Origin of the sequence: Paracoccus sanguinis (assembly GCF_012689545.1) — a bacterium.
GTDB classification, from domain to species: Bacteria; Pseudomonadota; Alphaproteobacteria; order Rhodobacterales; family Rhodobacteraceae; genus Paracoccus; species Paracoccus panacisoli.
Genome location: NZ_CP051542.1, coordinates 2,306,779 through 2,323,343 on the forward strand (window position 1 = coordinate 2,306,779; position 16,565 = coordinate 2,323,343).

Consider the following 16,565-nt stretch of genomic DNA (forward strand, 5'->3'; position numbering starts at 1 on the left):
AGCCATTTCGAAAAGCGATTCGCGTGACCCTCGCCCGCCCCTATCTCGACCAGCTCTTCGAGGTGATCGACGACGGCTATTGCCTGTGCGAGATGCTGCGCGGGCCGGACGGCGCGCCGCTCGACTATCGCTTCCTCGAGACCAATCCGCTGTTCGAGACGATGACCGGGCTGGTCGGCGCCGAGGGCCGCACCGCGCGCGAGATGGTCCCCGGGCTCGAGCAGGAGTGGTTCGAGCGCTACGATCAGGTCGCCCGCGGCACCTCGATCCGCTTCCAGAGCCGGTCCGAGGTGATGGGCCGCGACTTCGACGTCTTCGCCACGCCGGTGAAGCCCGACGGCTGCTTCGCCCTGGTCTTCCGCGACGTCACCGAGCGGCTGAGGATCGAGCGCGAGCGCGAGGAGGCGCGGCAGAAGGCCGAGAACCTGCTCGCCGAGCTGAACCACCGGGTGATGAACACGCTCGCCATGATCACCTCGATCGTGCGGATGGAGGCGCGGCGGCTGGACGAGCCCGCCGGCCAGCGGGCGCTGGCGGGGATCGTGACGCGGCTGGCGGCGGTGACGGCGCTCTACCGGGCGCTCAACCGCGCCGCGGACGTGTCCGAGGTCGCCGCCGAGCGCTACCTGCCCGAGGTCGTCAACTCGGTCGCCCATTCGGTCGCGGACGCGACGCAGATCGAGGTGCGCTGCGACATCGCCGCCGAGTGCCTGCCCACCGCGCGCGCCGCGCCGCTGGGGCTGCTGCTCAACGAGGTGATGACCAACGCGCTGAAATACGCCTTTCCGGCCGGGCGCCGCGGCACCATCCGCGTGGTGCTGCGGCGGCTCGACCCCGAGCGGGTCGAGCTGTCGGTCACCGACGACGGCATCGGCACCGCCGCCACCCATGATCCCGCGCGCGAGCCGGGGATCGGCACCGGGCTGATCGAGGCCTTCGTCCAGCAGATCGACGGCCGGCTGGGCGTCGAGAGCTCGGATCGCGGGACGCGGGTGGCGATCGTCTTTCCGCTGCGCGAACGCGAGCGCGAGCCCTCGGGCGACGACGCCTGAGCGGGGCAGGGGCCTTGCCGCGGCTCAGTCCGTGGCGCGGTTCCGGCCCCAGGCGGCGTCGCGCATCTCGCGCAGGCGCGAGGCCGTGCGCTCGAACTCGAAGCTGCCGGTGCCCTCGATATACAGCCGTTCGGGCTCGTCGGCGGCGCTGGCGATCAGCCGCACTCGCGCCTCGTAAAGCGCGTCGACCAGCGTGACGAAGCGCTTGGCGGCGTCGTAGTTCTGCGAGCCGAGCCGGGGGATGGCGTCGAGGATCAGCACCTCGAACCGCTCGGCCAGGGCAAGGTAGTCGGCCGGGCCGAGCGCTTTGCCGCAGAGATCCCAGAACCCCGCCCGCGCGACCTTGCCCGCGGCGGCCGGGATCGGCACCGCGCGCCCGCCCACGGGCAGGTCATAGGGCACGGGCGCGGCGCCGTCGGTCAGCGCGTCCCATGCCGCGTCCAGCGCCTCACGCGCGACGCTGTCGGCGGGCGAGAACCAGACCTGCCCGCCCTGCGTCCGGTCCTGCCGGTGGTCGGTGTCGCTGTCGAGCCGCACCACCTGCATCCGCTCGCGGATGAGCGCGATGAAGGGCAGGAACAGCGCCCGGTTCAGCCCGTGCTTGTAGAGGTCCTCGGGCACGCGGTTCGAGGTCGTGACGACCACCACGCCGCGGTCGAACAGCACCTGGAACAGCCGCCCGACGATCATCGCATCGGCGATGTCGGTGATCTGCATCTCGTCGAAGCAGAAGAGCCGCGTCTTGTCGGCGATGGCGTCCGCCACGGGGCGCACCGCATCGGCGTCGCCCCGGGCGCGGGCGGCGTTGAGGCCGGCGTGCACCTCTTGCATGAATGCGTGGAAATGCACCCGGCGCTTGGCCTCGGTGGGGGCGGTCTCCATCACCAGGTCCATCAGCATGGACTTGCCGCGCCCGACGCCGCCCCAGAGATAGAGCCCGCGCGGCGCCGGCCCCTGCGGCGGGGCCGAGGCGGCCGCCCCGAACAGCCGGCCGAGCAGCCCGCCTGGCTTGCCCGGCGCCGGCTGGCGGGCGAGCGCCGCCACCAGCCGGTCCAGCACCGGCAGGACGGCGCGCTGCGCGGGGTCGCCGCTGAGCGCGCCGGCGGCGACGCGGGCCTCGTAGGCGGCGGTGACGGGGTGGGACACGGGATCGGCCATGCGTCGGAGGTGCCAAATCCGCGCCCGCGGGGCAAGGGGCGGCGCGGGACGGATGGCGCCGCAGGCGGGGGCTTCGCGCCCCCGCACCCCCGCGGGATATTTTTGCAAGGAAGAATGGGGAGTTCGTGCGGGAGCCCCGGCGGCGTTCAGCGGATGTTAACCGGCGCCGTGGCAGGGTCCGGGCATGGCCCCGACTCACCCCCTTGCGCGCCCTTCGGCCCCGTCAGTCCGCCGCCCGGCGGGCGAGGCGGTCGAGCACGGCCTGCTTCTCGGCCTCGCTCATCCGCGACCAGCGGCCGATCTCGTCCAGCGTCCGCCCGCAGCCGAGGCACAGGCGGCGGTCGCGGTCCAGCGTGCAGATGTTGCGGCAGGGGCTCGCGACGGTCATCCGAGATACCGCAGCCGGTCGAGCGCGCCTTGCAGGATATACCCCGCCGCCACCTGGTCGATCACCTCGGCACGGCGCCTGCGCGAGGTGTCGCCCTCGATCAGCGCGCGCTCGGCCGCGACGGTGGACAGCCGCTCGTCCCAGAAGCCGATCGGCAGCGGCGTCAGCCGCTCGAGGTTGCGGGCGAAGGCGCGGGTGGACTGGGCGCGCGGCCCCTCGCTGCCGTCCATGTTCAGCGGCAGACCCAGCACCAGCCCGGCCAGGCCGCGCTCGGCCGCCAGCGCCAGCACGGCAGCGGCATCCTCGGTGAACTTCACCCGCCGGATCACCGTCAGCGGCGAGGCGACCTGCCGCAGCCCGTCCGACACCGCCACGCCGATGGTCTTCGTCCCGAGGTCGAGCCCGGCGAGCGCCCCGGCCCGCGGCAGCGCCGCGGCAAAGGCGGTCATGTCGGGGCAGATCATTTCAGCCCGACGCTGTCGGCCGCGGCGGTGACGGTGGCGAGGGCCTCGGGCTGGGCCGCGAAGCGGGTCTTGGCCTCGGCCAGGATCTCGCGCGCGTGGTCGGTGTTGCCGAGCCGCACGAGCGAGGTGATCAGGCGGCTCCACTCCTCGGGCGTGCCGCCCTCTTCCGAGAGCCGCGTCTCGAGCCGCTGGACCATGCCGGCGATCATCTGCTGCTGTTCTTCGGGCGTCATGTCGCCCGCCGCGGCCACGGCGGCGGCGTCGGGTCCGGGCATCATCGGCGCCCCCGCCGGCGCGTCGCCCGGCATCCGGTAGTCGGGATGCCCGGCAAGCCACGCCAGGTCGGGCATGAGCTGGCGGATCGGCGCCATCCACGGCCCGTCCTCGCGCCCGCTTTCGAGCAGGTCGCGCCAGATCGGGAAGGCGAGGTCGGGCCGGTCCACCTGCGCCAGCATCAGCCCGCGCAGATAGAGCGCCTGCCCGTTCTGCGGGTCGCGCTTCAGCGCCTCGTCGAGGGCCGTTTCCGCCTCGCGCGAGACGGCGCCGCCGGCGGCCTCGATCATCAGCCCGGCGAGGCGGGCGTAGTCGAGCGCGTCGGCGTCGCTGCCCTTGGCCTTGATGAGCCCCGCCTGCGCCTCGCGCGCGGCGGTGAAATTGCCCAGCCGCGCCTCGTGCTCGGCCAGCAGGGCAAGGCCCTGCGGGTCGCCCGGGCGGCTGGCCACGGCGGTGCGCAGCTGCTCGACCAGCTTGACGTAGTCGGCATCGGCCTGGGTCGGCGGCGTCGGGGTGGCGGGGCGGGCCGCGGCGGCGGCGGTTTCGGCCTCCGCCTGCGTCGGGCGGGCGGCGATGCGCGCGTCGGCGGCCGCGATCCGGGCCTTGAGCGGCAGGTCGGGCATCGTCGGGCTGCCGAACGTCCAGTAGACCGCGCCGCTGGCCGCGATCAGCGCGACCAGCACCAGCGCTGCCGCCAGCGGCCGCGGGGCGACCCCCCGGGGCGCGGTCTGGCGCGCCAGCGCCCGGTCGGCCTCGAGCACCTTGCGCCCGATCTCGACCCGCAGGCGCTCGGCGTCGGCCTCGGACAGCACCTTGCGGGCCACGTCGCGGTCCACCTCGCGGAGCTGGTCGCGGTAGACGCGGAGGTCATAGGCGGCCGGCGGCTCGACCGTGGTGGCGCCGCGGCCCAGGAAGGGGCGCAGCATCGCCACCGCCACCAGCACCACCATCGCCGCCGCCATCACCCAGAACATCGCCGCCTCATCCCTTTGGTCGCAAGGGTGATAGGCGGTTTCGCCGCCAACCGAAAGCGCAGCCATGCCGCAGGGGCGCGCGGCTCACGCCGACGTGCGGGGGCGATGGGCGCGCCCTGGCGGCAGGGCGCAGGGGCCCGGGGCGGGCGCCCCAGTGCCCTGCCGCGCGCGCGGGCTGCGTGGCGAGCCCACCAGCGGTCGCCCGCAGGCGCTGTCCGCGCCCCCGGGCGCCCCGCGAGGCAGCGCGCTCGGGCATAGGTTCAGCCGGCCCTCGCCGCGCACCCCCTATGGCGATCCGGGCGTACCACCGCCTCACGCACGAGGGCCTGACGCCGTGGGCGACAGCGTGCCCGGACCCGCCCCCACGGTTCCGAGCCGGCGCAGCCTCCGCCGGCGGACGCCGTGCCTCCCCCCCCCGCGACGCCGCTCCTCTCGGGCTGGACACAAATATCCCCGCCGGAGGCATCCCACAGTGCCACCCGCGATGCCTTGGGGCAGCGCGCCGCGCGCAAACGCTGCCGGCCCGACGAGCACCGCAGCCCACGGCCGCCGCCGGGCGCCAAGCTCACACGGCCGAGGCCACCAGCGCCTCGGCGCGCAGTCTCCCAAACTCCGCTAAGCCAGACGCCCGGCGCCGCCCGCCCCGCTTCACGCCACCGGCGCGACCAGCACCACCGGCACGCCGGCCCGGGCGCTCACCGCCTGCGCGACCGAGCCGAGCACCCGGTCGATGGCGCGTTCGCGGCGCTCGCCCATGACGATGGCCGAGGCGCCCAGCCGCTCCGCCGCGGCGAGGATCTGTTCGTCGGCGTCGCCATAGGCCACGTGCGTCTCGACCGGGCCGCCGACGACGCCCTGGGCCCAGGCGTCGGCGCGGTTGGCGGCCTCCTGCATCAGGCTCTGGCGCAGTTCGGCATGGGCGGGGCCGTGGGCGGCGTGGCGCATCCCCTCGACCACGAGGATCAGGGCCAGACCCGCGCCGCGGGCGGCGGCCTCGGCCTGGGCTGCGGCGAGGATATGGGCCTGCGCCTCGATGTCCGAGGGGTCGAGCGCGACGAGGACGGGGGCGGTCATGGCGAATCCTTTCTGAGCCTCGGGGCTGAGCGGACCACAGATGGCGGCCGCCCCGCAAGCTGATGCCCCCTGCGCGGCGCGGGCGCAATGTCGCAACCGTTCCATTGCCCCGTCGCAAAGCGCCTTGCCGCGCGGCACCCCCGGCGCCAGTCTGAGGGCGAAGTCCCGATTTGCAGCACAGGCTTTGCCGATGGCCGACGCCCGCCCCCAGCTTTCGCCCGCCGCCCCCGCACGCTCGGGGCGCTATTCGGTCTTTGCCATCGCCCGGCAGGCGATGGGGCTGCACCAGGGGTGGGGCCGGGCCTGGGCCTCGCCCGCGCCGCGCAAGCGCTACAAGGTGGTGATCGTCGGCGCTGGCGGGCACGGGCTCGCCACCGCCTATTACCTCGGCAAGAACCACGGCATCACCGATGTCGCGGTGATCGAGAAGGGCTGGCTCGGCGGCGGCAACACCGGCCGCAACACCACGATCATCCGCTCGAACTACCTGCAGGACCCGTCGGCGGCGATCTATGACAAGGCGCTGAAGCTCTACGAGACGCTGAGCCAGGACCTGAACTACAACGTCATGTTCAGCCCGCGCGGGCTGATCATGCTGGCGCAGACCGAACACGAGGTGCGCGGCTACCGCCGGACGGTGAACGCCAACCACCTGCAGGGCGTGGCGACGCGCTGGATCGACCCGGCCGAGCTCAAGCGGCTGGTGCCGATCATCGAGATCGGCGGCCCGCGCTATCCGGTCTTGGGCGGGCTCTACCAGGAGCGTGGCGGCACCGCGCGCCACGACGCGGTCGCCTGGGGCTATGCCCGGGCCTGCAGCGACATGGGGATGCACATCATCCAGAACTGCGCCGTGACCGGGGTGGACACCGCCGGCGGCCGGGTCCGCGCGGTCGAGACGGCCAAGGGGCGGATCGAGTGCGACAGCCTCGCCATGGTGGTCGCGGGCCATTCCTCGGTGCTGGCCGGCATGGCCGGGTTCCGCCTGCCGATCGAATCGATCGCGCTGCAGGCGCTGGTCAGCGAACCGATCAAGCCCTGCCTCGACGTGGTGGTGATGGCCAACACGGTGCACGGCTATCTGTCGCAGTCCGACAAGGGCGAGATGGTGATCGGCGGCGGCACGGACGGGTTCGTGAACTACACCCAGCGCGGCTCGTGGCACCATGTCGAGGAGACGGTGCGGGCGCTGATCGAGACCTTCCCGATGCTCTCGCGCCTCAAGATGCTGCGGCAGTGGGGCGGGATCGTTGACATGACCGGCGACCGCTCGCCGATCCTGTCGCGCACCCCGGTCGAGGGGATCTACGTCAACTGCGGCTGGGGCACCGGCGGGTTCAAGGCGATCCCCGGCTCGGGCTGGGCGATGGCCGAGCTGGTGGCGAAGGGGACGCCGGGGCCGCTCACCGCGCCTTTCGGGCTGGAACGCTTCGCCGAGGGACGGTTCATCGACGAGAGCGTGGCGGCGGGGGTGGCGCATTGATGCCGCTTGCAAAATCCACGGACTGGCGGCATCCGGCTGGCATATTCACCAGCACGGAGGGCCTGACATGGCCACCAACAACGAATCGAACTCGGGCCTGTGGTTCCTCATCGGCGCCGTCATCGTCGCGGTCGCGGCGATCGTGTGGTACCTCAACGCCGGCGGCGCGCCGGCCGGCGGCACCAACGTCACCGTCGAGGCCCCCGCGGCCACCGCGCCTGCGGCCCCGGCTGCCCCGGCTGCCCCGGCTGGCGGCACTGCCGAGACCACCAGCTCGACCACCACGACCACCACGACCGCTCCGGCGACCAACTGAGCCTGCCCCGGCCCTCGCGCTGCGGCGCGGGGGCCGGACGCCGCGCCCTTGGGCCTGCGCCTGCGGTTGGCCGCGGCTGACCGAAGTCAAGGCCGCCGCCCTGGTCGCGCGGCACTCTCGTGACGGGCGCCCCGCTTCGGGCCGCCACGCGTCCAGCCTCGAGGTAGCGTCATGGCCGATCCCCGCTCCACCCCTCCCGCCCCGCGCCGCGGTGCCGCCGTCTGGCCGCTGGTCATCGGCGCGGCCGTCGTCATCCTGGCCGCGGTCTGGTTCTTCACGTCGGGTGCCGACATCGAGCCGCCCCCGCCGACGCCGTCCAGCCCCGCCGCCACCGGCGCGCCGGGCGAGCCCTCCGGCGTCACCGGCTCTGGCCCGCAGCCCGGCGCCCCGGTCGGCGCCCAGGCGCCTGCCGGCTCGGCCACGGTGCCCGTCCGGCCCTGATGCCGGCGCCGCCCGCGCCGCGCAGCGGCTCGCGTCGGCCCGCGCCGCGCGGGGGCTGACCGCACCGGCCCACGCCGGGCTGATCCCGCCCGCCCCTTTCCGTCCGTCCCGTTCCCCCTGCGCGCCCGCCGGCGCGTGGGGTGCTTGCCGTGGAAGCGTCCGATGCTGACCCTGACCTGCCCCTATTGCGGCGTCGCCGCCGAAGAGACCGAGCTCGCCCCCGGCGGCGAGGCTCATCTGACGCGGCACGGCCCTGGCTCGACCGACGCCGAGTTCGAGGGCTACCTCTTCGCCCGCCAGAACCCCCGCGGCGTGCTGTTCGAGCGCTGGCGCCACGCCTACGGCTGCGGCAAGTGGTTCCTCGCCGCCCGCGACAGCGTCACCTTGCAGGTGTTCGGCACCTACCCGGCGCAGTCGAAGGCCCCGCCGGACGACCTCGTGGCCGCGATCCGCGCCGCCCGCCCCGGCTGGACCCCGCCCGACCGGGTCGAGGCGGCGCCGGCCGGCCGGGTCGGCGACGACTACGCCGCGAACCCCACGCCCGCCCGGGACGCCCTGCCATGACCCGCGATCCCCAGGCCGAGGACCGGCTGCGGGCCGAGCTGGCCGGCGCAGGCTTGACCGGCGCGGATGGGCTGAGCGAGCGGCCGATGTTCGGCGGGCTCTGCCTCATGCGGCACGGCCACATGCTCGCCGGGGTGCGCGAAGGGCGGCTGATGCTGCGTGTCGGTCCCGCGGCCGAGGCGGACGCCCTGACCCTTCCCGCCGTGACGCCGATGATCCACGGCGGGCGGCGGATGCGCGGCTATGTGTTCCTCGACACCGCGGCCGCGTCCGACGACACCCGCGCCACGCTGCTGGCGATGGCGCTGTCCCATGTCGGCACGCTGCCGCCCAAGGGCGCCGCCGCCGCCCGACCCACCCGATCCCAGCAGACCCGATCCAGCCGGACCCAAGCGCCATGACCCGCCGCCATCCCCCCTTCCGCCTGCCGCAGGGCGGCCGCCTGATCGACCGCAGCGCGCCGCGCCCGTTCCGTTTCGAGGGCCGCGAGCGCGCGGGCTTTGCCGGCGACACGCTCGCCTCGGCGCTGCTCGGCAGCGGCCAGCTGATCATGGGGCGCAGCTTCAAGTATCACCGCCCGCGCGGCCCGCTCGCCTCGGGCGCGGAAGAGCCGAACGCGCTCTTCGGCCTCGGCACCGGCCCGCGGTTCGAGCCGAACCAGCGCGCCACCACCACCCCGCTCGAGGCGGGGATGGTGGCGGTCAGCCAGAACGCCTGGCCGAGCCTTGACCGCGACATCGGCGCGATCAACGACCGGCTGTGGCGGTTCTTCCCGGCCGGGTTCTACTACAAGACCTTCATCCACCCGCGGGCGGCGTGGAAGCGGCTGTTCGAGCCGGTGATCCGCCGCGCCGCCGGCCTCGGGCGGGCGCCCGAGCATCCCGACCCCGACCGCTACGAACAGGCCTATGCCCATGCCGAGGTCGTCGTGGTGGGCGGCGGCATCGCCGGGCTGGCCGCCGCGCAGCGCGTCGCGGCGGGCGGCGGGCGGGTCATCGTGCTGGAACAGTCGCCGCACTGGGGCGGGCGCACGCCGGTCGATCACCCCGACGGGCAGGCCCGCGTCGAGGCGGCGCTGGCCGCGCTGCGGGCGATGCCGAACGTCACCCTGCGCCGCAACACCATGGCCACGGGGCTTTACGATCACGGCTATCTGCTCGCCCGCGAGGCGCTGGCCGACCACGCACCCGACAGCGGCCTGCCGCGCCAGCGGCTGTGGCGCATCCGCGCCGGGCGGGTCATCACCGCCACCGGGGCGCTGGAACGGCCGCTGAGCTTTGCCGGCAATGACGTGCCGGGGGTGATGCTGGCCAGCGCGGTGCGCGACTACATCACCGACTACGCGGTGGCGCCGGGGCGGCGGATCGCGGTCGTCACCAACAACGACGACGCCTATCGCACCGCGCTCGCGGCGCTCGACGCCGGGCTCGAGGTGCCGGTGGTGCTCGACGCGCGGGCGCAGGCCCAGGGCGCGCTGCCGCAGGCCGTCCGCGCCCGCGGGGTGCGGGTCGAGACGGGGGCGGCGGTGGCCAAGGTGCTCGGCCGGATGGGCGTCGATGGGCTGCGCTGGTGCGCGCAGGACGGCGTGGGCGACCCGCTCGGCACCGTCGATTGCGACGTGATCGCCATGTCCGGCGGCTGGTCGCCTGTGGTCCATCTGTGGAGCCACTGCGGCGGCAAGCTGGTCTGGGACGAGGCCCGCGCGATGTTCGCCCCCGACCCCGCGCAGCCGCCCACGGGCGCCGACGGGCGCGGCAACGTGCTGGCCGCCGGCGCGGCGGCGGGCGACCTGCGGCTGGCCGAGCTGACCGGGGCGCCGGACGAGGCGCCGATCCTGCCGGTCTGGGTCATGCCCGCCCGCGTCCCAGCCAAGGCGCGCTTCAAAATGTGGCTCGATTTCCAGAACGACGTGAAGGTGTCGGACGTCGAACTCGCCGGGCGCGAGGGCTATGCGAGCGTCGAGCACGCCAAACGCTACACCACGCTGGGGATGGCGACGGACCAGGGGAAGGTCAGCAACATCAACGGCCTCGCCGTGCTGTCGGACACGCTGGGCCAGCCCATCGCGGCGACCGGCACGACGACCTTCCGTCCGCCCTACACGCCGCTCACCCTCGGCACCATCGCCGCCGAGGCGCGCGGCGCGGCCTTCCAGCCGCTGCGCAAGACGCCGATGCACGGCTGGCACGAGGCGCACGGCGCGGATTTCGAGCCGGTCGGCCTCTGGCGCCGCCCCTATTGCTACCCCCGCGCGGGCGAGACCCGCGAAACCGCCGTCGCGCGCGAGATCGGCGCGGTGCGGGGCGGGGTCGGCACGCTCGACGCCTCGACGCTGGGCAAGATCCTCGTCAAGGGGCCGGATGCCGGGCGCTTCCTCGACATGATCTACACCGGCATGATGTCGTCCCTGCCGGTCGGCAAATGCCGCTACGGGCTGATCTGTTCGGAAAACGGCTTCCTGATCGACGACGGCGTGGCCGCGCGGCTCTCCGAGGACGCCTGGCTCTGCCACACCACCACCGGCGGGGCCGAGCGCATCCACGCGCATATGGAGGACTGGCTGCAGTGCGAGTGGTGGGACTGGCAGGTGCACACCGCCAACCTCGCCGAGCAGTCGGCCCAGATCGCCGTGGTCGGCCCCAAGGCCCGCGCGGTGCTGGAGGCGCTGGGCGGCATGGACGTGTCCGAGGCGGCGCTGCCCTTCATGGGCTGGGCCGAGGGCACGCTGGCCGGACATCCGGTCCGCATCTACCGGATCAGCTTCTCGGGCGAATTGTCCTTCGAGATCGCCACCCCCGCCGACCGCGGCCTGGCCCTGTGGGAGGCGATCCACGCCGCCGGCGCGCCCTACGGGATCACGCCCTACGGCACCGAGGCGATGCACGTCATGCGGGCCGAAAAGGGCTTCATCATGATCGGGGACGAGACCGACGGCACGGTGATCCCGCAGGACCTGAACCTCGGCTGGGCGATCTCGAAGAAGAAGCCCGACTTCATCGGCAAGCGCGCGCAGGAGCGGTCGTTCATGGCCTCGCCCGAGCGCTGGAAGCTGGTCGGGCTGGAAAGCCTCGACGGGCGGGTGCTGCCGGACGGCGCCTATGCGGTGGCCGACGGCGTGAACGCCAACGGCCAGCGCAACACGCAAGGGCGGGTGACGTCGAGCTACGCCTCGCCGACGCTGGGCCGGCCGATCGCGATGGGGCTGGTGCAGCGCGGGCCTGAGCGGATGGGCGAGGTGCTGGCCTTCGAGGTGCCGGGCGCGACCTACCGGGCGCGGATCGTCGATCCGGTGTTCTACGACAAGGAAGGGACGCGGGCGAATGGCTGAGAGGGGCAGAGATACGGGCAGCGACGTCACGGGCACGGGGCAGCCGGGCACGGGGCCGCTGGCGGCGATCACCGAGATCCGCGGGCTGGGGATGATCCTGATCCGCGCCGACCTGACCCGGGCGGGCGATGCGCTGGCCGAGGCGGCGGGGCTCGCGGTGCCCGCCACCACGCGCTTCACCACCGACGGGGCGCGCTGGCTCGGCTGGATGGCGCCGGATGAGCTGCTGCTTATCCTGCCCGCGACCGAGACGGCCGCGACCCTCGCCGCGCTGCGCGACGCGCTCTCGACCGAAGCCGCGCTGGTCGAGGATGTCAGCGCCATGCGCTGCGTCTTTGACCTGTCCGGCCCCCGGGCCGCCGAGGTGCTGACGAAGCTGACCCCCGCCGACCTGTCCGCGCTGCCCGCGGACGGGGTGCGCCGCACCCGCGCGGCCCAGGTCGCCTGCGCCCTTTGGCGGCACGGCGACGGCTGGCGGGTCATCGCCTTCCGGTCGATCCGTGACTACCTCGCCGAGGTGCTTGCGCGCGCCGCCGCCCCCGGCACCGGCCTCGCGCCCCGCTGAGCGCGTCTGGCTGGCGGAATACCCCGGGGGTCTCGCGCCACCAACCGCGCAACGAAAAGGGCCCGCATCGCTGCGGGCCCTCTCGCATTCAACCGCCGCAGATCACATCCGCGAGGCGACGTTTTCCCAGTTCACCAGATTGGCGAGGAAGTTCTCGAGGTACTTCGGCCGCGCGTTGCGGAAGTCGATGTAGTAGGAATGTTCCCACACGTCACAGCCGAGCAGCGCGGTCTGGCCCTTGGCGAGCGGGTTCACGCCGTTCTCGGTCTTGGTGATCTCGAGCCCGCCATCGGCCTTCTTGACCAGCCACGCCCAGCCCGAGCCGAACTGGCCGACGCCGGCCTCGGTGAACTTCTTCTTGAAGTCGTCGACCGAGCCGAAGCTGTCCTTGATCGCGGCTTCCAGCTCGGACGGCATCGCCGGAACCTTCGGCGCCATCATTTCCCAGAACTGGGTGTGGTTCCAATGCTGGCTGGCGTTGTTGAAGATGCCGTTCTGGGCAACCGCACCCTCCTGATAGGTGCCCTTGACGATCTCTTCGAGCGTCTTGCCCTCCCACTCGGTGCCGGCGATCAGCTCGTTGAGCTTGTCCACATAGGCCTTGTGGTGCTTGTCGTGGTGATACTCGAGCGTCTCCTTGGACATCCCGCCGGCGGCCAGCGCGTCGTGGGCATAGGGGAGGTCGGGCAGGGTGAAGGCCATATTGCGTTCCTTTCCAAGGATTTCGGTGGTCTCGGCGTCGGCGCGCACAAGGTGGCGCCGGGCTTGCGTGGGCAACGCGGCGGGCGTGGGGCGGGTTCCCGCGCAGCCGTTGGCAATCCGCCCCGCGCGCGTATAGAAGAGCGGGAAACGAGGGACCGGCGGGACGACATGGCCAACCAGAACGACAGCTTCATCGACGAGGTGACCGAGGATCTGCGCCGCGACCGCCTGTTCCTGGCACTGCGGCGCTATGGCTGGATCGCCGTCCTCGCCATCCTGGTGCTGGTCGGGGCCGCCGCCTGGCGCGAGTGGTCCAACGCCCGCGCCGCCCGCACTGCTCAGGCCTTCGGTGACGCGCTGCTCGCGGCCGAGGCGACCCAGGGCGACGCCGCCGCCCGCGCCGCGGCCGTCGCCGCCGTTCCCGCCCCGCAGCCGAGCCAGGCGGCGCTGCGCGACCTGATGGCCGCGAACCTGCTGGCCGAGGCCGGGCAGCTCGCCGAGGCGACCCAGCGCTACGACGCCGCCGCCACCGCCGCAGGCAACGCCGGCGACAAGGTGATGGCCGACCTCGCCGCGCTGCGCTCGGTCCTCGCCCAAGGTCCGGCGATGGAGGCCTCGGCCCGCGACACCGTGCTGGGCAAGCTCTCGACCCCCGGCGCCCCGTTCGAGCTGATCGCGCTCGAGCTCAAGGCGCTGGCACTGGTCAGCGCCGGGCGCGACCAGGACGCGGTGACGCTGGTGCGCCAGATCCAGCAGCGCGACGGGCTGGGGCAGGGCCAGCGCCGGCGGCTGGCCGAGCTGCTCATCACCCTCGGCGTCGATCCCGAACCCGAGCCTGCCACCCAGACCGCCCCCGATCCGACCCGCGCCGCCGAGGTCGTGACCCCGGGCGCCCCCGCCAACTGACCCCCTCAGCCCGTCCCACGCCGGAGCGCCCGATGTCCAGACGACCGATCGCGAAGCTGCCCCTGATCGCCCTGACCGCGGCCGTGACCGCGCTCGGGGCCTGCGCCGAGCGTGAGGTGGTGCTGACCGGCACGCGGCTCGACCCGCGGGCGGTCGTCTCGCCCGAAGGTCCGGCGGTGGTCGAGGGGGGCGCGGTCACCACCACCGCGCTGCGCCTGCCCGCCCCGCGCTCGGTCGAATGGACCACGCGCGGCGCGAACCCCGCGCATCTGATCCCGCACGCGACCCTTGGCGCGGGCACCACGCGGGTGTTCTCGGCGCCGATCGGCCAGCCCGCGGGCAAGCGCCACCGGATCACCGCCGACCCGGTGGTGGCGGGCGGCCGCATCTTCACGATGGACAGCCGCGCGCGGGTGACCGCCACGGCGCTGTCGGGCGGCACCGCCTGGACCGCGGACGTGACGCCCCCGGGCGAGAACCCCGACAGCGCCTCGGGCGGCGGCATCGCCTATGAGGGCGGGCGGGTCTATCTCACCACCGGCTTCGGCGAACTCGTCGCGCTCGACGCGGCCTCGGGCGCGGTGATCTGGCGCCAGCGGGTCGAGGCGCCGGTCGGCGGTGCCCCCACGGTGCAGAACGGCACCGTCTATGTCGTCGCCCGCAACGCCACCGGCTGGGCGGTCCGTGCCGCCGACGGCAAGGTGCTGTGGACCGTCTCGGGGATCGCCGGGCCGTCCGGGGTGACCGGCGTCTCGGCCCCGGCGGTCGACGGCGATCTGGTCGTCTTCCCCTTCGCCTCGGGCCAGCTTCTGGCCGTGGACACCGCCACCGGCCTCGAGAGGTGGAGCGGGCACGTCGCCGGCACCCGCCGCGGCCGCGCCATCGCCTTCATCCGCGACCTGACCGGCGACCCGGTGATCGCCGGGAACGTCGTGCTCGCCGGGTCGTCCTCGGGCCGCATCAACGCCTTCGACCGCACCACCGGCGCCGAGCTGTGGAGCGAGAAGGACGGCGCCAACAGCCCTGTCCTGCTGGCCGGCGGTTCGGTCTTCGCGGTCAACGACCAGGCCCAGCTCGTCCGCCTCGACGCCGCGACCGGCGGGCGCATCTACGCGACCAAGCTGCCGCTCTACACCACGCTCAGGGTCCGCAAGCAGGACGACATCGTGGCCCACTACGGCCCGGTGCTGGCGGGCGGGCGGCTGTTCGTCGCCTCGTCGGACGGGGTGCTCAGGGTCTTCGACCCCGCCTCGGGGGCCGAGGTCGGGCAGGCGGCGATCCCCGGCGGGGCCGCGACCGCGCCGGTCGTCTCGGGCGGAACGCTCTACGTCGCGGGCCGCGACGGCAACCTGCACGCCTACCGATGAGCTTCACCCTCGCCATCGTTGGGCGCCCGAACGTGGGCAAGTCCACGCTGTTCAACCGCCTCGTCGGCAAGCGGCTGGCGCTGGTCGATGACCAGCCCGGCGTCACCCGCGACCTGCGCGAGGGCGACGCGCGGCTGGGCGACCTGCGCTTCGTGGTGATCGATTCGGCCGGTCTCGAGATGGTCGAGGACGACAGCCTGCAGGGCCGGATGCGCCGCCTGACCGAGCGGGCGGTGGACGAGGCCGACATCTGCCTGTTCGTGATCGACGCCCGAGCCGGCGTCACCGCCGCCGACGAATATTTCGCCGATATCCTGCGCCGTCGCGCGAAGCACGTGCTGCTCGCCGCCAACAAGGCCGAGGGCCGCGCGGGCGAATCCGGTGCCGCCGAGGGCTGGAGCCTTGGCCTGGGCGAGCCGATCCGCATCTCGGCCGAGCACGGCGAGGGGCTCGAGGACCTCTACCGGGCGCTGCAACCGCTGGCCGACCAGGTCGAGGCCGAGCGTCCGGCCCCGATCGCGCCCGTGACCGATGTGACGCTCACCGAAGCGCAGGCGGAATCTGGCGAGGGCGCCGAGGACTGGCACCCGTCCGAGGCGCGCCCGCTGCAGATCGCGGTGATCGGCCGCCCCAATGCGGGCAAGTCGACGCTGATCAACAAGATCATCGGCGAGGACCGGCTGCTGACCGGCCCCGAGGCAGGCATCACCCGCGATTCGATCTCGGTCCGGGCCGACTTCATGGGCACCCCGGTGCGGATCTTCGACACCGCCGGGATGCGGAAGAAGGCGCGCATCTCGGACAAGGTGGAAAAGCTTTCCGTGGCTGACGGGCTGCGCGCGGTGCGCTTCGCCGAGGTCGTGGTGGTGCTGCTGGACGTGGCGATCCCCTTCGAGCAGCAGGACCTGCGGATCGCGGATTTCGCCGAGACCGAGGGCCGCGCGGTGGTCGTGGCGGCCAACAAGTGGGACCTCGAGGAGGACAAGCCGCACAAGCTCAACGAGCTGCGCGAGGCGTTCGAGCGGCTTCTGCCGCAGCTCAAGGGCGCGCCGCTGGTGACCGTCTCGGCTCGGACCGGCAAGGGGCTCGACCGGCTGCACAACGCGGTGGTCAAGGCGCATGAGGTCTGGAACCGGCGCGTGGGCACGGCGCGGCTGAACCAGTGGCTGACCGCGATGACCGAGGCGCACCCGCCGCCCGCGCCCGGCGGGCGCCGCATCCGGCTGCGCTACATGACGCAGGTGAAGGCCCGGCCGCCGGGCTTCGTGGTGATGGCGACGCACACCGACCAGATCCCGGAAAGCTACCGGCGCTATCTCGTGAACGGGCTGCGGCAGGATTTCGACCTGCCCGGCACGCCGATCCGGCTGACCTTCCGCGACCAGGGCGAGAAGAACCCCTACAAGGACAAGTCGAACAAGCGCCCGACCGGCGCGCTCGCCAAGCACAAGGACCGCCAGCGTCCGAAGTCCGGCTGACGCGCTGTCCTCGGGCTGGACTTGAATATCCC

Annotated in this window: 17 protein-coding genes; 11 read left to right on the forward strand and 6 right to left on the reverse strand. The window is 73.5% G+C overall.

Annotated elements, in window-relative coordinates; genetic code table 11:
• Nucleotides 1–23: 23 nt before the first annotated feature.
• Entirely contained in the window at nt 24–1,052 is a 1,029-nt protein-coding gene (locus tag HGN31_RS11020; RefSeq protein WP_168783209.1) for a sensor histidine kinase, read from the forward strand.
• Between the two features lie 24 nt (nt 1,053–1,076).
• On the opposite strand, the gene zapE is transcribed toward HGN31_RS11020, so the two are convergent.
• The 5 genes from zapE to HGN31_RS11045 all read right to left on the reverse strand — a co-directional run bounded on the left by zapE (nt 1,077) and on the right by HGN31_RS11045 (nt 5,383).
• Nucleotides 1,077–2,198: a cell division protein ZapE gene (gene zapE / locus HGN31_RS11025; protein ID WP_211096289.1), complete on the reverse strand. Its 1,122-nt coding sequence runs from the start codon at nt 2,196–2,198 to the stop codon at nt 1,077–1,079.
• Between the two features lie 235 nt (nt 2,199–2,433).
• Nucleotides 2,434–2,598 carry a DUF1289 domain-containing protein gene (locus tag HGN31_RS11030; protein WP_168783211.1) on the reverse strand — a complete coding sequence of 55 codons (165 nt, stop codon included), beginning with the start codon at nt 2,596–2,598 and terminating at the stop codon, nt 2,434–2,436.
• A complete protein-coding gene (ruvX, locus tag HGN31_RS11035) occupies nt 2,595–3,062 on the reverse strand; it encodes a Holliday junction resolvase RuvX (RefSeq protein ID WP_168783212.1) in 468 nt (155 codons plus the stop codon). Before ruvX ends, HGN31_RS11030 begins: the two co-directional genes overlap by 4 nt.
• A complete protein-coding gene (gene ccmI, locus HGN31_RS11040; RefSeq protein WP_168783213.1) occupies nt 3,059–4,309 on the reverse strand; it encodes a c-type cytochrome biogenesis protein CcmI in 1,251 nt (416 codons plus the stop codon). Before ccmI ends, ruvX begins: the two co-directional genes overlap by 4 nt.
• A 648-nt stretch (nt 4,310–4,957) precedes the next feature.
• Nucleotides 4,958–5,383: a universal stress protein gene (locus HGN31_RS11045; protein ID WP_168783214.1), complete on the reverse strand. Its 426-nt coding sequence runs from the start codon at nt 5,381–5,383 to the stop codon at nt 4,958–4,960.
• Nucleotides 5,384–5,573: 190 nt separating this feature from the next.
• Between HGN31_RS11045 and HGN31_RS11050 the strand changes: the two genes are divergently transcribed.
• The 7 genes from HGN31_RS11050 (at nt 5,574) to HGN31_RS11080 (ending at nt 12,080) form a co-directional block, all read left to right on the forward strand.
• Entirely contained in the window at nt 5,574–6,866 is a 1,293-nt protein-coding gene (locus tag HGN31_RS11050) for a sarcosine oxidase subunit beta family protein (RefSeq protein ID WP_168783215.1), read from the forward strand.
• Between the two features lie 67 nt (nt 6,867–6,933).
• Nucleotides 6,934–7,182 carry a hypothetical protein gene (locus tag HGN31_RS11055; RefSeq protein ID WP_036711341.1) on the forward strand — a complete coding sequence of 83 codons (249 nt, stop codon included), beginning with the start codon at nt 6,934–6,936 and terminating at the stop codon, nt 7,180–7,182.
• A gap of 171 nt (nt 7,183–7,353) precedes the next feature.
• A complete protein-coding gene (locus HGN31_RS11060; RefSeq protein WP_036703965.1) occupies nt 7,354–7,623 on the forward strand; it encodes a hypothetical protein in 270 nt (89 codons plus the stop codon).
• Between the two features lie 162 nt (nt 7,624–7,785).
• Entirely contained in the window at nt 7,786–8,187 is a 402-nt protein-coding gene (locus HGN31_RS11065) for a sarcosine oxidase subunit delta (RefSeq protein WP_081962760.1), read from the forward strand.
• A complete protein-coding gene (locus HGN31_RS11070; protein WP_168783216.1) occupies nt 8,184–8,588 on the forward strand; it encodes a TfoX/Sxy family protein in 405 nt (134 codons plus the stop codon). The genes HGN31_RS11065 and HGN31_RS11070 overlap by 4 nt, the downstream gene beginning before the upstream one ends.
• Entirely contained in the window at nt 8,585–11,515 is a 2,931-nt protein-coding gene (locus HGN31_RS11075; RefSeq protein WP_168783217.1) for a sarcosine oxidase subunit alpha family protein, read from the forward strand. Before HGN31_RS11070 ends, HGN31_RS11075 begins: the two co-directional genes overlap by 4 nt.
• Complete coding sequence (locus tag HGN31_RS11080; protein ID WP_168783218.1) at nt 11,508–12,080, forward strand: sarcosine oxidase subunit gamma; 573 nt, start codon at nt 11,508–11,510, stop codon at nt 12,078–12,080. The genes HGN31_RS11075 and HGN31_RS11080 overlap by 8 nt, the downstream gene beginning before the upstream one ends.
• 102 nt (nt 12,081–12,182) lie before the next feature.
• On the opposite strand, the gene HGN31_RS11085 is transcribed toward HGN31_RS11080, so the two are convergent.
• Nucleotides 12,183–12,782 (reverse strand): superoxide dismutase, encoded by a 600-nt coding sequence (locus HGN31_RS11085; protein WP_036703962.1) that lies wholly within the window; start codon nt 12,780–12,782, stop codon nt 12,183–12,185.
• A gap of 168 nt (nt 12,783–12,950) precedes the next feature.
• Here HGN31_RS11085 and HGN31_RS11090 point away from each other — a divergent pair, with 168 nt between their 5' ends.
• From HGN31_RS11090 to der, 3 genes are read left to right on the forward strand one after another with little or no spacing between them, the layout of a single operon-like run.
• Nucleotides 12,951–13,688 (forward strand): tetratricopeptide repeat protein, encoded by a 738-nt coding sequence (locus tag HGN31_RS11090; protein ID WP_052171959.1) that lies wholly within the window; start codon nt 12,951–12,953, stop codon nt 13,686–13,688.
• 32 nt (nt 13,689–13,720) lie between these two features.
• Complete coding sequence (locus HGN31_RS11095) at nt 13,721–15,055, forward strand: PQQ-like beta-propeller repeat protein (protein WP_244960982.1); 1,335 nt, start codon at nt 13,721–13,723, stop codon at nt 15,053–15,055.
• Nucleotides 15,052–16,533, forward strand: coding sequence for a ribosome biogenesis GTPase Der (gene der, locus HGN31_RS11100; protein WP_168783219.1), 1,482 nt, complete (start codon nt 15,052–15,054; stop codon nt 16,531–16,533). The genes HGN31_RS11095 and der overlap by 4 nt, the downstream gene beginning before the upstream one ends.
• Nucleotides 16,534–16,565 lie beyond the last annotated feature (32 nt).

What these genes read in the sequence shown, in the direction of transcription:
- HGN31_RS11095 (WP_244960982.1), top strand. Translation starts at nt 13,721, where the DNA reads ATGTCCAGACGACCGATCGCGAAGCTGCCCCTGATCGCCCTGACCGCG.
- HGN31_RS11090 (WP_052171959.1), top strand. Translation starts at nt 12,951, where the DNA reads ATGGCCAACCAGAACGACAGCTTCATCGACGAGGTGACCGAGGATCTG.
- HGN31_RS11050 (WP_168783215.1), top strand. Translation starts at nt 5,574, where the DNA reads ATGGCCGACGCCCGCCCCCAGCTTTCGCCCGCCGCCCCCGCACGCTCG.
- HGN31_RS11055 (WP_036711341.1), top strand. Translation starts at nt 6,934, where the DNA reads ATGGCCACCAACAACGAATCGAACTCGGGCCTGTGGTTCCTCATCGGC.
- ccmI (WP_168783213.1), bottom strand. Translation starts at nt 4,309, where the DNA reads ATGTTCTGGGTGATGGCGGCGGCGATGGTGGTGCTGGTGGCGGTGGCG.
- HGN31_RS11080 (WP_168783218.1), top strand. Translation starts at nt 11,508, where the DNA reads ATGGCTGAGAGGGGCAGAGATACGGGCAGCGACGTCACGGGCACGGGG.
- HGN31_RS11065 (WP_081962760.1), top strand. Translation starts at nt 7,786, where the DNA reads ATGCTGACCCTGACCTGCCCCTATTGCGGCGTCGCCGCCGAAGAGACC.
- HGN31_RS11085 (WP_036703962.1), bottom strand. Translation starts at nt 12,782, where the DNA reads ATGGCCTTCACCCTGCCCGACCTCCCCTATGCCCACGACGCGCTGGCC.
- HGN31_RS11060 (WP_036703965.1), top strand. Translation starts at nt 7,354, where the DNA reads ATGGCCGATCCCCGCTCCACCCCTCCCGCCCCGCGCCGCGGTGCCGCC.
- HGN31_RS11075 (WP_168783217.1), top strand. Translation starts at nt 8,585, where the DNA reads ATGACCCGCCGCCATCCCCCCTTCCGCCTGCCGCAGGGCGGCCGCCTG.
- ruvX (WP_168783212.1), bottom strand. Translation starts at nt 3,062, where the DNA reads ATGATCTGCCCCGACATGACCGCCTTTGCCGCGGCGCTGCCGCGGGCC.
- HGN31_RS11070 (WP_168783216.1), top strand. Translation starts at nt 8,184, where the DNA reads ATGACCCGCGATCCCCAGGCCGAGGACCGGCTGCGGGCCGAGCTGGCC.
- HGN31_RS11045 (WP_168783214.1), bottom strand. Translation starts at nt 5,383, where the DNA reads ATGACCGCCCCCGTCCTCGTCGCGCTCGACCCCTCGGACATCGAGGCG.
- der (WP_168783219.1), top strand. Translation starts at nt 15,052, where the DNA reads ATGAGCTTCACCCTCGCCATCGTTGGGCGCCCGAACGTGGGCAAGTCC.
- HGN31_RS11030 (WP_168783211.1), bottom strand. Translation starts at nt 2,598, where the DNA reads ATGACCGTCGCGAGCCCCTGCCGCAACATCTGCACGCTGGACCGCGAC.